Below are 14198 nucleotides of genomic sequence, written 5' to 3'. Positions count from 1 at the left end.
GCAGGATCGCTTTAGACGAAAAAAGAATTATCGTTTCTGGATACGAGCCGCATAGCCTCCACCGGGAGCCATATGGATCTTTAATTTGCGATCTGTTGGGACTGGGATTACCTCTTTCTTATAATCACGGGCGGCACGATCGGCATTTATGCCATCCTTGAATAATTCCAAAGTATAATCACCTTCGCCCAAGAAAGACAGGTCTAAATCCAGCTCCCTCGGCGTCCAGTTGGTCAACGCCCCGATATACCAATCATTACCATGACGGCGGGCGATCGCTACATACTCGGAGACCTTTCCAGCCAATGAGACCGTCTCATCCCAGATGGTCGGAATGTTAGAGATAAACTCCGTACATTCCTTTTCCCTCCTATAATTAGACGGGGCATCGCACAGCATATTGAAAGGAGACTCGAAGATCACGTAAGTAGCCAACTGGCGGCAACGGGTTCCTTGGCTCATCGGCTCCGAGTTTACCGACCGATGATTACCTCTGGCGGCGTTACGCATAGCACCTTGCGTATAATCCATCGGGCCGGCGATCATACGGATAAATGGGATCGTGACATCATACGTCACCATATCGAACTCCTTCTCGGAAGACCACTTCATTTGCTCCAAACCATTCACACCCTCATAGTTCAACACGTTCGGATAGGTCCGTTGAAGACCTGTCGGCTTGAATACGCCATGGAAATCCACTAGCATCTTATATTTAGCGCATACCTCGGAGGCTTTATAAACAAAGTTCACCATTTCCTGATCGTCACGATCCAAGAAATCCACCTTGAAGCCTTTCACGCCCATATCCGAATAATGCTTCACGACATTCTCCATATCACGGGCGAAAGCCCAATAACCCGCCCAAAGGATAATTCCGACATTCTTGGACTTACCGTAATCCACCAATTCTTGAAGATCGATCTCCGGTATTACTTGCATCATGTCCGCTTGCAGGTTCACGGCCCAGCCCTCATCCAAGATTACGTACTCGATGCCATGCTCGGCGGCGAAGTCGATATAATATTTATAGGTGGGATTATTGATTCCGGCACGGAAATCCACACCGTATAGATTCCAGTCGTTCCACCAATCCCAAGCCACCTTACCCGGCTTGATCCAAGAGATATCGTTTACCCGGGAGGGAGAAGCCAGACGGTAGACCATATCGCAATCGGCCAACTCCTTATCATTCCGGGAGATTATAAACGCACGCCAAGGGAAAGAACGGGTTCCGGATGTTTTGGCGATATAGTTCTCACGCTCTTTCACCAACATCTGTAACTGATTATGGCCACCTTGCTCCTTCACTTTCGGATAAGGCGCATGAACCGCTTTCAAGGAAGGTTTTCCCGTCTCGTTATTCAAGAACATCCCGGGGAAATCCTCTAGATCGGCTTCCGTGATACAGACCTTGCGACCGTCTCCCAGATCCACCAAAAGAGGCAGGATCTTCAGGCGTTTATCATTTAGGCTAGAGATCGTCTCGTTTACGTAGGGCTGCTCGAAGGAGTTGAAGAATTGCTCCTCGAACGTCGGCTTCGTACTATTCACGTAAGCGGTGAATGTCTTATAATCCGAGGGGAAGTTATAGACGGCCTCCTCGTCGGCGATAACGATCGGTTCCTTTCTTTTCGTCGTGAAACGGTAAGCGACTCCATCGTTATAAACCCTGAACACCAATCCGTAATCTCCCCGGAACGAGATTTGCATCTCATTATAGATATCCTTTACTACGTCCTTCTTATAGAACGGAGAGGGTATTTCCTTGTCTACCGAGGTCTTCGTCACTTTCAAGACTTTCGGGTTAGCGCCAAGTACCTCACCTCCTTGTAAAGTCATAGATACGGCAGAATTCATCACCTCCGAATGATCCTGTACGATAGCGAAAGTGACTTTATCGGCTACCGTAACCTCCACCTTTATATCCCGGTTCGGAGACTGGACTTGATAATTCTTCTGGGCGATCGACGGGATAGCGCCCATTAAAAAGAGAAAAGCAAATAGAATGTTTTTACTCATGGTTTATTGATTTAAGTTTGTTTATGAATACAAATATATATTATCTTTGTCATATTCATAACAAAAAACAAATAATACCGAAATGATGAGACTTCACAAAATCCTCTTAACGCTCCTATGTTTCACGGTTCTCTCCGCCCACGCACAATGGAAATGGCTCAACCCGCTCGAATGTGGATTCCCTGTCATACAAAACCAAGGATGGACCGAAGAGATCGGAGACCGTTACGTTCGGCTTCCCCAAAGAGCCGAAGGCAAGGTACGTAAACCCGTCTGGGATTTATCCCGCAACTCCGCCGGGTTGGCGATTCATTTTTTCAGCAACGCCCCTGAACTAAAAGTACGCTATCAAGTAAGCGGACCGCTGAATATGCCACATATGCCCACGACAGGCGTATCCGGTGTAGATCTATATAGTATCGATAGCGATGGCCAATGGAGATTTTATTTCGGCGGTTATCCTTCCGGAGATACGCTTCAATATCATTATACGAACATAGGCAAAGATCTGTATCATGACAGGGGCTATGAGTTCCGCCTCTACCTGCCTCCTTATAATACGATAAAGTGGTTGGAAATCGGCGTGCCCGAAAACGATGAGCTTACGTTTATCCCCGTATCGCCCGAGAAACCGATTCTTTTATACGGAACCTCGATCGCCCAAGGCGCATGCGCCTCCCGTCCGGGCATGACTTGGGGCACGATCTTGCAGCGTTCACTGGGATATCCGCTTATCAACCTAGGCTTCTCCGGTAACGGACGTTTAGAGAAAGAGGTATTGGATTTTATTTGTGAGATAGACGCACGCCTTTATATCCTTGACTGCCTGCCCAACCTCACGCCAAAGAGCAAAGATGAGATCACGCAACTCGTATCGGACGCAGTCAAGCAAATACGTGCCACCCACTCCTCTCCGATCTTATTGGTGGAGCATGCCGGATATAGCAACGCACTCGCCGACGATACGAAGCTACAAGATTATGTGCGCATGAACGAAGGAGCTAAAAAAGCATTCGAGGAATTGCAGGCACAAGGGATAAAAGATATCTACTACCTTACACGAGAAGAGCTGGGACTGCACCCGGATGCTTGGGTAGATTACGTCCATCCTTCCGACTGGGGCATGGAAACACAAGCGAACGCCGTAGAGCGGAAAGTACGGGAGATATTACGCATCCCCAAAGGAGACCTCTCTACCACAATGCCTGTCACCCAGCGCCGGGAACCCAATAATTACGAATGGCAAAAACGTCACCGGGATATTCTCTCGCTGAATCAAAGCAACCCGCCTCGACGGGTGATCCTAGGTAATTCCATCACGCATTTCTGGGGAGGAGAGCCCAAAGGACCGTCCGTGCGAGGTATGGAAACATGGGAGAAAATCATGCGTCCGGCTGGATTCCACAATCTCGGATATGGTTTCGACCGTATCGAGAACGTACTTTGGAGAGTCTATCATGGTGAATTGGATGGATACAAGGCTGAGGAAGTAGTATTGATGATCGGCACGAATAACATCGGAATCAACAATGACAACGAGATCGTGGAAGGCATTCGTTTCTTGCTTTCCGCCATCAGGCAACGGCAGCCGGAGGCCAAGATCAAGGTAATCGGCATCTTGCCCCGCCGTAACCAAGAAGAACGGGTAAGGAATCTCAATCTCCGCATCCGTCAAATAGCCGAGACCGGATGGTACACGTTCAAGAACCCGGGTACGAAGTTGCTTCAGGAAGACGGCAAGATAAACGAATCCTTATTCTCAGACGGATTACACCCGAACGAGGAAGGCTATAAACGAATCGTGGACGAGATCGCCCATTAAGCGATAGTCCCTTTACTCACGAATCAATCCGAGCAACATACGCAACGCCGCCTCTGCCGACAAGCGAATGTTCTCCATACGAGGATTCTCCCCGAAATGATAGCACTCGGAGAGAATCCTCTCCTTATAAGCGGCGGCAATCCATACCGTTCCCACCGGTTTCGAGGGAGTCCCGCCTCCCGGCCCGGCGATCCCGGAGGTAGCGACGGCACAATCACATCCCAATACCCGCATAGTCCCACGGGCCATCTGCTCCACGACCGGCTGGCTTACGGCCCCGAAAGTGTTCAAGTCCGCCTCGGAGACACCGAGCACATGATGCTTCACCTCGTTGCAATAGGCTACCACGCCCCCGGTGAAGTATTCCGAGCTGCCCGCCATGGAGGTTATCATGCTGGCAATCTTTCCGCCTGTACAACTCTCTGCCGTACCCATCATCAGGTGTCCTGATTTGAGTGCGTCCGCTACCTCTAACTCTATTGGTAAATCATCTACTTCCATTGTTATAATGATACTAGGAGTTTCATTATGGGAAAACAATAGTTTCATTAGGAAGAAACTTTTGTTTTCCCTAGAAGAAACTTTTGTTTCTCTATAGCAAAACTATCTTTTCCTATAAGACAACCCTAGAAAAAGGAGCGGCATCCATCGGACAGAACTCCTTATCCATATACTTATAATATCCCGTGATAGCTACCATAGCGGCGTTATCCGTGGTGAACGAGAACTTCGGGATATGCACTTTCCAGCCATAACGTTTTGCGTGATCCAAGAATGCCTCACGCAAACCGGAATTGGCCGATACACCTCCGGCGACAGCTACTTCCTTTATATGCAAATCCTTCGCAGCCTTACGCAATTTACTCATCAAGATATCGATTACCGTAGCTTGCAAGGAAGCGCATAGGTCTCGCTTGTTCTTCTCAATAAAATCCGGATCATCTTTCAAATGATCACGCAAGGTATATAAAAAGGAGGTCTTCAGGCCACTGAAGCTATAATCATATCCGGGGATATGCGGCTTGCTGAACGTAAAGGCATTCGGATTACCCTCGTTCGCCAAACGATTCACGACTGGGCCACCAGGATAACCCAGTCCCATCACCTTAGCGCATTTGTCGAAAGCCTCTCCTGCGGCGTCGTCGATCGTCTGGCCGATCACCTCCATATCATTATAAGCGTTCACCTTTATGATTTGCGAGTTACCGCCCGAAACCAACAAGCAAAGGAAAGGAAACGAGGGAGCATGGTCATCGTCCGGAGTCTCCTTGATAAAATGAGCCAACACGTGAGCCTGTAAGTGATTGACCTCGATCATCGGGATATCCAAGGAAGCGGCCAAACCCTTGGTGAACGAGGTCCCGACCAATAAAGAACCCATCAAACCCGGTCCACGAGTAAACGCCACGGCACTCAACTCGGACTTATCAATGCCGGCACGCTTGATGGCCTCGGCTACTACCGGAATAATATTCTGCTGATGGGCACGGGAAGCCAACTCGGGGACAACCCCGCCATAGGCCTCATGAACGGCTTGACTGGCTATTACGTTGGACAGCATCACGCCGTCACGGATCACCGAAGAGGAAGTGTCATCGCAAGAAGACTCGATTCCTAATATCGTTATACTCATATCTTCATTCTTTTTTCCGCGAATTAACGAAATCTATCGCGATATTGTTGTAGATTTGCGCTAAATAAATAGAAAAGATATCAGAGGACTTAAATACATAATCATTACCCTGCTTACATTATTCTGGATATTCTATGCGTTGCCGGGCATCTTACTGAGAATTCCTTATATTCAAAACAAAGTATCAGAAGTAGCCACGACCCAGTTATCCGGCCACCTCGGTGTGCCCGTAAAGATCGGTAACGTGGATATCGAATGGTTCAATCGCCTAGTACTGGAAGGGCTTTATCTGGAAGACCAAGACGGGAAAGTCATGTTCGAGGCGAACCATGTGGCGGCGGGATTCGAGATCATGCCGTTACTGGAAGGGAAGTTCGTCTTCACGACGGTACGTTTGTTCGGTTTCTCCTTCAACCTACGAAAACATACGCCCGAAAGCCCCTTGAACCTGCAATTCGTCATCGACGCTTTCGCCAGCAAGGATTCGATAAAGAAAGAGAAGAATATCGATCTCCGTTTCAACTCCATCATGATCCGAAGAGGTAATTTCAGCTATAACGTGGATAGCGAGAAAGAGACCCCGGGAAAGTTCAACGCCAAGCATATCGATATCAAGAACCTGAGTGCCAAGATATCCCTCAAGGCTTTTAACAAGGACAGCGTGAACGCCCATATCAAGAAGATGAGTTTCGATGAGGCATCCGGTTTCTCCTTGAATAAGTTATCGCTGAACGTGGTCGGGAACCGGGATAGCGCTTTCGTGCAGGACTTCGAGGTACGCTTGCCGCAGACAAACTTGAAGATCGGGCGTGCCCGGATCGATTTAAGCGAGATCGATAGCCTTCCCGCTCTCTTGAACAACGCTCCGATCGATTTGAATATAACACCTTCGCAAATCTGCCTGAAAGACTTATCCCCTTTCGTCCCGGCGTTCAAGAACTTCGCCGACACGATTGAGTTATCGGCCGAGGCAAACGGCTACATCAATAATTTTAACTTGAAGCGCCTCACCTTGAAGTATAGCGATAAGATGCTGTTTATCGGCCAGATGGAACTGAAAAACATCACCTATCCTGAGGAAACGTATCTTTTAGGGAAGGTGAATAAGATGTATATCACGACAGACGGCATCTCCAGTCTGGCCAATAACTTCAATGAGCGTCCGAAGAGTCTCCCGGCCCCGGTCGTCAAATTGGGGACGATCAATTTCACGGGCGAGATATCAGGCTTTTTTGATAACCTAGTCGCTTTCGGAAAATTATCGTCTTCCATCGGCTCCATACAGACAGACTTGATATTCGGTAGCAACAAGGATAAGAATATAGCCGCTTACCTACGGGGACGCATCGCCTCCAGCAACTTGCGGCTCCATGAGTTATTTGGTGAGAATAATCCTTTCGGGGAGGCTCGCTTCGACATCAATATCGATACCCGTAGACCTGTTGGCGGAAATTTCTCCGGAAATATCCAAGCACAAGTCAAGGAGTTCGATTATAAAGCTTATAAATACAAGGATATAAATCTTTCCGGTAATTTCAGGAAGAGTAGTTTCGATGGGACTATCCATGTAAACGATCCCAATGGCGAGTTACACGCCCAAGGCATCTTCCAGCACCAAGGGCAAAACTCCTTGTTTAATTTCACCGCCCGCCTCGATCATTTCCGGCCGGACCGATTGAACCTGACAGACAAATATGAGGCGCCGAATATCTCCTTGGCTTTAAACGCGGATTTCACCGGAGATAATATCGATAATCTGGAAGGTAGCATCACGTTGGACAGTCTTTCTTTCGAGACCACTCCCAGCAGCTTCTTCCTTAAGAAATTCGAAGTAGTTGCCTCGGGGCATAGTCTCGACCGGCAATTAACCATAACGTCCGATATCTTGAATGGAGAGGTCACCGGGTCTTACTCATTCAACACGCTAATCCCCAGCCTTATGAATACGTTCAAGGGATATGTGCCAGCCTTGATCAACACGACCCAGAAAAAACAAATCGTGAAAGAGAATAACTTCGCCCTCCTATTAACGATCGAGAATACGGAAGCGCTTTCTACGACATTAAAACTACCGTTCACGATGGTGCAACCCGGACGGATCACGGGACATTATAATAATATTTATAATAAGTTCCGTATCGAGGCGTGGCTTCCGAAGTTCAATCTCGGGAAATCCATGTTCGAATCCGGCTACTTGGTCTGCGACAATCCGAACGATAAGGTAAACCTCCAATTAAAAACGATTAATTATAACGACAAGGGACTGCGTAACTACCTTGATATCAAAGCAGACGCTAAAGATAATCTGGTGAACACCCTGATTGGCTGGGCGAATAATAAAGAGCGGTTATTTAAGGCCGACATCTCCGCCTCTACCCTTTTTGTCGAAGAGGAAAGCGAGAAAGGGCCGGCCAAGTTACGTACGGAAGTCACGTTGAATAAAAGCCCCCTCATTATTAAAGACACGCTCTGGACCATCAATCCGGCGAATATAACGATTCGTGAGGGCAAGATCGGTATTGAGCATTTCCGGGTAGATCATGAGACCCAGTATTTATCTATGGAAGGGACGATCTCAAAAGATCCGGCAGATACTTTATTGGTAGACTTGAAGCAAATAGAGCTGAGTTATGTCTTCGACGTATTGAATATCCCAGTCTTGCAATTCGGAGGTGAGGCTACCGGTAAGTTCTACGTGAATGATTTATTCAATAGCCGTATGCTAAACACGGATCTGGAAGTAAAGAATTTCTCATTCAACCAAACCCCCTTGGGTCGCCTCAATCTCTTCAGCGAATGGGACAACGCACAGAAAGGTATCCTTATGCTGGGAAGCATCTACAAGAACGACAGCACTTGGACGGATGTAAACGGCTATGTATTCCCGGTCGGACCCAATGCGGGGCTATCCTTGTATTTCGATGCCAATGATATCAATCTAGCTTTCTTGCAGCCCTTTGTCGATACGGTCGTAAAGAACTTGCAAGGCCGGGGATTCGGAAGTATACATTTGCACGGCCCCTTTAAGGAGCTGAATGTCGAGGGAGATGCCTATGTCATGGATGGAGGGGTAGGCGTTGATTTCTTGGATACGTATTATACCTTCTCCGATTCCGTCCACCTTGACTCTACATCCGTCAATTTACGGAATATCACGGTCAAGGATCAATTCGGCAACCTAGGGAAAGTCAGCCTCAAGTTCAACCATTTGCATTTCCGGGATTATAGCTTCCTCGTAAACGTGCAAGGCAATAATATGTTGATGTATAACGCCAACCAGAAAAAGAATCCGCTGATTTACGGAACTGTATTCGCCAGTGGAACGGCGCAGATCAAGGGTAACGGTAAGTTGATCGACTTTGATATTAATATGAAAAGCGAACCTAAGACCGCTATTTATCTGGACTTCATGAATAAGAACTCGGCTACGGACTATGATTTTATCACGTTCGTCGATAAAAGCAAGTTGGCCGCTAACGTAGATTCCACGTCCACACACCCATTGAATATCGTACACGAGACAGACGAGGGAGCCGAGCTACGAATGAACTTCCTCCTTGATATCACACCCGATGCCGATATAGAGCTAATCATGGACCCGATAGCGGGAGACCGTATCAAAGGAAACGCCAGTGGAAGTTTACAAATACAATATGGAACAAGAAGTGATCTTCGTATGTATGGCGACGTGAATATCGTACAAGGAAACTATAATTTCAGCTTACAGCAAATCATCCATAAAGACTTTAAGATCAGAGACGGTAGCACGATCAATTTCCGTGGCGATCCCTTTAATGCCCATATGGATATCAATGCGATCTACAATCTGACCGCAAATATCGGAGACTTGGATCAGAGTCTCTTACAAGAAAGTTCTCGAACAAACATACCCGTCAATTGCGTCTTAAACCTTAAAGGCGCATTGCGCAGCCCGTCTATTTCCTTCGACTTAGAATTTCCGAACTCTAACGAGGAATTAGAGCGTCAAGTCAAAGCGTTTATAGACACAGAGGATATGATGACTCGGCAAATTGTTTATTTGCTGGTGTTAAATAAATTCTACACACCAGAATATGCCCAAACGAGTTATAAGTCTAGCGAGTTAAACGCCGTGGCTTCATCCGCTATCTCAGCGCAATTATCCAATCTATTAGGTAGTTTCACGGATAAAGTACAAATAGGGACAAACATACGAGCGGGACAGGACGGTTTCAAGGAAGACACGGAATATGAGATGATATTATCCAGCCAGTTGCTAAACAACCGCTTATTGATCAATGGTAATTTCGGTATGAGAAATACGGTCACTACAGGCAAAAATAACACTTTTATCGGAGAGTTCGACCTAGAATATAAGTTGACCCCCTCCGGTGAGATCCGGCTAAAGGCTTATAACCATGCCAGAGATATGTATTTCGGCCTGAAGCAAGCATTAACCATACAAGGTGTAGGTATCATGTACCGGAAAGACTTCACGAACTTCTCTGAGATTTTCAGGAGAAGAAAGAGGCCTCTTTTACCCTTGATCCCCAAAGACTCTACGAATGTCCCTCCCGTAGTCAAAGACTCAACAAATCTTTCACTGCCGACTGATAAGAAGTAAGGGAAGTACTTTTCAATACTTTCTTGCGAAGCCTTTTATCGGCCTCCGGCAAAAGATAATCCCAGATTGTCTTCATTTTAGATAATACCTGATGCTCGCCACCTTCCAACCGGGCAGCATATTCATCCATCAACGACTCATGGAACATGACTAGTTTATCCCGCCTCTCATTCACGGTCAAGACCTGTCCGGACACAAACTCAGTGGCCAGCCAAGGAGAGGCCAATAACCCTCGTCCCAGCATGATCCCGGCAAGCCCCGGAAAACGCTCCTTTATTCCTCGGATATCTTCCAGCCCCACTAAATCTCCATTATAATATAAGGGAAGTTCACATTCATCATAAAAACGAGAGAATCCATCCCAATCGATAGCTCCTTTATATTGCTGTATCCCTAACCGGGGATGCAAGGTTATATGCTTCAAAGGTAACTTATTTAATAAGGAAAGAAGCACGAATGACTCGTCGGTACACTCCCACCCCAAACGCATTTTCATAGAAAAAGAAATATCCGGGAACTCCTCAATCGTACGTAATAAAGACTCGGCCTCTTCCTTGTACCGCAAAAGTCCCGAGCCTCTATGCGCACGGACCTGCATAGGGAAAGGGCATCCTAAATTAATATCCGCTTCCTTGTATCCATTCTCTTGGAATAAACGCACGATCGGCCGAAACTCGTCTGGTGTGGAAGCGATCAATTGCGGTACGACATGTACCTGCCTATTTCTATCGCAAGCGATATCCTTCAAGTCCTTATTCCGGAAACCACCTTTCTCTATCCTTACGAAAGGAGTATAATAGGTATCTACGCCCCCGAATACTCGGGTATGCGCCTCTCTATAAACCGAATCCGTATATCCTTGCAAAGGAGCGAAATGAATGACTGCCATATCAAGCGAAGATTTCCATGAAAATCGATCTCAATTGACTTTTTGCCAACTCAAAGTCTTGGGGTACCCCCAACTCCATAGCCAAGGAGGTAACGCCTTTATCCGTAAAACCACAAGGGTTGATCAATGAAAAGTAACTCAGATCCGTATTTATATTCAAAGCAAAGCCATGCATCGTAACGAACCGGCTGCTTTTCACGCCAATCGCACAGATCTTACGGGCACGCCCCGGTACTTCAGGGTCTAGCCATACACCCGTCGCCCCTTCCAAACGTTCCCCTTTCAAGTCGTAAAGCGATAGGAAACGGATGATCGTCTCTTCCAGCATATGGATGTATTGTTTCAATCCCAGATTCCAATATTCCAGATCAAATACCGGATAACCGGTAATCTGTCCCGGCCCGTGATACGTTATATCCCCCCCTCTGTTTATATGGTAAAACGAGACCCCTCGTTCCCGTAAAGTTTCCTCGGGGATAAGCAAATTAGAGTCCTTGCCACTTTTACCGATCGTCAAGACCGGTAAATGCTCACAAAAGAATAATTGATTATCCTCTTTCTTTCCCGTTGCCTTCGCATCCAATAAGACCTCGAAAGCAGCTGTCTGATATTCTAACGCATCGGCATAAGCGATTCGTCCCAAGTCATGATAACGGAAGCTCTCCATTTCTTTCTTTTTTTAACCTTTCCGGTACCGGGATCAACTTGCCCGGCACCATATCCCATTTCTACTTTTATCAGTTTTCCCATTAAGGAAATTATTTTCGCTTGTCGTTTCAGCATATAAGGTGACGGTTTAGCAGAATTAAACTTCCGGGGATTTGGAAGTGTGGCCGCTATTAGGGCTGCCTCGCTTTTGGTCAATTGGTAGGCATGCTTACCGAAATGAGCCTCCGCTACCGCCTCCGCACCATAGATGCCCTCCCCCATCTCTATCGAGTTCAGATAGACTTCCATAATACGTTCCTTTCCCCATATCCATTCGATCAAGAAGGTAAAATAGACCTCGATACCTTTCCGTAAATAACTTTTCCCCGGCCAAAGAAATACATTCTTAGCGGTCTGCTGGGAAATCGTGCTGGCACCTCTTACCCTTTTACCTTTCTCGGCCTCGGCCCGTGCCTTCTGGATTTGTTCCACATCAAAGCCATTATGCTCCATGAACAGGTTATCCTCCGACGCTATGACCGCTTGAACCAAAGGCTGGGCGATCTTGGATATAGGAACCCACGTATGATCGAGTTTCATTTTCTTCCCATCCTGATGCTGCTCATACATACGAATAAACATCAATGGCGTATAATATACGGGTACAAATTTATATACCATTACCGCCAATATACTGGATACAAACAGGAAGATCAACAGATTCCTGCACCAGATCCATATCCGTTTTACCAGAGGTGCTACCATATTCTTCTATTTGGAGAGGCAAAGGTAAAGAATATTTCAGTTTCCGGCAGACTGAAACTCATAATTTACAGAAAAGGCACTATCTTTGGCTTTTGACAACTTTCCACCCTGTCATATGGTTATTTGATAAATAAATTAGTATGGAGAATCGTTTTTTAGGACTCATAGAGAATAGCATCAAGGAGCATTGGGATCTCCCGGCGTTCTCCGATTATAATGGACATACCTTCCATTATAAAGATGTAGCTCGTCGAATCGAGAAATTTCATATTATCCTAGAGCATGCCGGCATTAAAAAGGGGGATAAGGTGGCTTTAGTTGGACGGAACTCCTCCAACTGGGCGATCTGTTTCTTCGGGATCTTGGCTTATGGAGCCGTAGCCGTGCCTATCCTACATGAATTCAAACCGGATAATATACATCATATCGTAAATCATTCCGAGGCAAAGGCAGTCCTTGCCGCTTCCAGCAACTGGGAGAATATGAATGAACGCATGATGCCTGACGTGAAACTGTTCATGATGCTGGATAACTTCTCGATCATTCACAGTAAAAGCAAAGAAGTCCGGGTAGTAAGAGATCGGATTAATGAATATTTCGGTAAAAAGTACCCTCGTTCATTCACGTCGAACGATGTTCGGTATCACGTGGAAAAGCCGGAAGAATTAGCGGTACTTAATTATACTTCCGGAACCACCAGTTTCTCGAAAGGGGTTATGATCCCCTATCGGAGCTTATGGAGTAATACGCAATTCGCTTACGACAATTTACCGTTCATCCATCCGGGTGATAATATCGTATGTATGCTTCCGATGGCCCATATGTACGGATTGGCATTCGAGGTATTGAATTCCGTGAATAAAGGCTGCCATGTACACTTCCTCACACGTACCCCCAGCCCGAAAATCATAGCGGAAGCTTTCACGACGATCAAGCCGGCGCTGATCCTAGCCGTACCTCTGATTATCGAGAAAATCATCAAAAACAAGGTATTCCCCGAACTGGAGAAGCCTTTGATTAAATTGCTCTTGAAAGTCCCCTATATAGACCAGAAAGTGCTGGATACCATTTCCGCCAAGTTAACGGCGTCTTTCGGAGGAAACTTCGGGGAGATCGTTATCGGAGGAGCCGCTATCAATAAAGAAGTGGAAACGTTCCTTCATTCCATCCATTTCCGCTATACCGTAGGCTACGGGATGACCGAATGTGGCCCGCTAGTCTCCTATGCGCAATGGGATGAGTTTAAGCCCGGTTCCGTAGGACGTATCGTCGACCGTATGGAAGTCCGCATCGATTCAGAGGACCCGGAAAACAAGGTGGGAGAAATATTGGTGAAGGGTATGAACGTGATGCTCGGTTATTACAAGAATCCGGAGGCTACGAAAGCCGTTATGATGCCTGACGGATGGATGCGTACCGGCGATCTGGGAACCCTCGATAAAGATGGATTTTTATATATCCGCGGCCGTAGTAAAACCATGATTCTAGGCCCCAGCGGACAAAATATCTATCCGGAAGAGATCGAGGATCGCTTGAATAATATGCTATATGTAGCGGAATCGCTCATCATCTCCCAAGGAGGTAAACTAGTCGCCCTCATCTATCCCGATTGGGAGCAAGTAGATAAGGCAGGTATACAACATTCCGAAATCGAGAAGTTGATGCAGACCAACATTGACCAAGTAAACGAGGAGATGCCGAATTACAGTAAAATCACCTGTTTCAAGCTGTATCAAGAAGAATTCGAGAAAACACCCAAAAGAAGCATCAAGAGATATTTATACCAACCGGCCGAATAAAAAGAAAGCCGTCTTTT

The 14198-nt window shown here is 46.6% G+C and carries 9 protein-coding genes; 3 read left to right on the top strand and 6 right to left on the bottom strand.

The genetic code is table 11. The features are described from left to right. Positions 1 to 27: 27 nt before the first annotated feature. Positions 28 to 2022 (bottom strand): glycoside hydrolase family 97 protein, encoded by a 1995-nt coding sequence (locus tag BDI_RS02660; protein WP_011966045.1) that lies wholly within the window; start codon positions 2020 to 2022, stop codon positions 28 to 30. Between the two features lie 82 nt (positions 2023 to 2104). On the opposite strand from BDI_RS02660, the gene BDI_RS02655 reads away from it, so the two are divergent. Beyond that, complete coding sequence (locus BDI_RS02655; protein ID WP_041525543.1) at positions 2105 to 3844, top strand: SGNH/GDSL hydrolase family protein; 1740 nt, start codon at positions 2105 to 2107, stop codon at positions 3842 to 3844. 12 nt (positions 3845 to 3856) lie between these two features. Here BDI_RS02655 and BDI_RS02650 read toward each other — a convergent pair whose 3' ends face one another. Together BDI_RS02650 and tsaD are read right to left on the bottom strand one after the other, a co-directional pair. Next, positions 3857 to 4393, bottom strand: coding sequence for a CinA family protein (locus BDI_RS02650; protein WP_005855698.1), 537 nt, complete (start codon positions 4391 to 4393; stop codon positions 3857 to 3859). A 64-nt stretch (positions 4394 to 4457) separates the two neighbouring features. Continuing rightward, positions 4458 to 5477, bottom strand: a complete 1020-nt coding sequence (gene tsaD / locus BDI_RS02645) for a tRNA (adenosine(37)-N6)-threonylcarbamoyltransferase complex transferase subunit TsaD (RefSeq protein ID WP_008780953.1) — start codon at positions 5475 to 5477, stop codon at positions 4458 to 4460. A gap of 139 nt (positions 5478 to 5616) precedes the next feature. On the opposite strand from tsaD, the gene BDI_RS02640 reads away from it, so the two are divergent. Next, a complete protein-coding gene (locus tag BDI_RS02640) occupies positions 5617 to 10080 on the top strand; it encodes a translocation/assembly module TamB domain-containing protein (protein ID WP_011966043.1) in 4464 nt (1487 codons plus the stop codon). Here BDI_RS02640 and BDI_RS02635 read toward each other — a convergent pair. The 3 genes from BDI_RS02635 to mtgA are packed head-to-tail and all read right to left on the bottom strand — an operon-like array spanning position 10037 to position 12382. Beyond that, complete coding sequence (locus BDI_RS02635; protein WP_005855693.1) at positions 10037 to 10969, bottom strand: tRNA-dihydrouridine synthase family protein; 933 nt, start codon at positions 10967 to 10969, stop codon at positions 10037 to 10039. The two genes, BDI_RS02640 and BDI_RS02635, sit on opposite strands and share 44 nt — an antisense overlap. Position 10970: 1 nt before the next feature. Further along, positions 10971 to 11636 carry a lipoyl(octanoyl) transferase LipB gene (gene lipB / locus BDI_RS02630; protein ID WP_005855691.1) on the bottom strand — a complete coding sequence of 222 codons (666 nt, stop codon included), beginning with the start codon at positions 11634 to 11636 and terminating at the stop codon, positions 10971 to 10973. Beyond that, positions 11582 to 12382: a monofunctional biosynthetic peptidoglycan transglycosylase gene (gene mtgA, locus BDI_RS02625; protein WP_011966042.1), complete on the bottom strand. Its 801-nt coding sequence runs from the start codon at positions 12380 to 12382 to the stop codon at positions 11582 to 11584. The genes lipB and mtgA overlap by 55 nt, the downstream gene beginning before the upstream one ends. A 140-nt stretch (positions 12383 to 12522) precedes the next feature. On the opposite strand from mtgA, the gene BDI_RS02620 reads away from it, so the two are divergent. Continuing rightward, entirely contained in the window at positions 12523 to 14181 is a 1659-nt protein-coding gene (locus BDI_RS02620) for an AMP-binding protein (RefSeq protein WP_005855687.1), read from the top strand. The last annotated feature ends 17 nt before the right edge of the window (positions 14182 to 14198 follow it).

Origin of the sequence: Parabacteroides distasonis ATCC 8503 (assembly GCF_000012845.1) — a bacterium.
GTDB lineage: Bacteria > Bacteroidota > Bacteroidia > Bacteroidales > Tannerellaceae > Parabacteroides > Parabacteroides distasonis.
Note: the sequence above shows the minus strand (reverse complement) of the source record. Positions and strands in the feature narration are given on the sequence as shown.

Coding starts and splice junctions, on each gene's coding strand:
- BDI_RS02660 (WP_011966045.1), bottom strand. CDS start 2,022: ATGAGTAAAAACATTCTATTTGCTTTTCTCTTTTTAATGGGCGCTATC.
- BDI_RS02655 (WP_041525543.1), top strand. CDS start 2,105: ATGATGAGACTTCACAAAATCCTCTTAACGCTCCTATGTTTCACGGTT.
- BDI_RS02650 (WP_005855698.1), bottom strand. CDS start 4,393: ATGAAACTATTGTTTTCCCATAATGAAACTCCTAGTATCATTATAACA.
- tsaD (WP_008780953.1), bottom strand. CDS start 5,477: ATGAGTATAACGATATTAGGAATCGAGTCTTCTTGCGATGACACTTCC.
- BDI_RS02635 (WP_005855693.1), bottom strand. CDS start 10,969: ATGGCAGTCATTCATTTCGCTCCTTTGCAAGGATATACGGATTCGGTT.
- lipB (WP_005855691.1), bottom strand. CDS start 11,636: ATGGAGAGCTTCCGTTATCATGACTTGGGACGAATCGCTTATGCCGAT.
- mtgA (WP_011966042.1), bottom strand. CDS start 12,382: ATGGTAGCACCTCTGGTAAAACGGATATGGATCTGGTGCAGGAATCTG.
- BDI_RS02620 (WP_005855687.1), top strand. CDS start 12,523: ATGGAGAATCGTTTTTTAGGACTCATAGAGAATAGCATCAAGGAGCAT.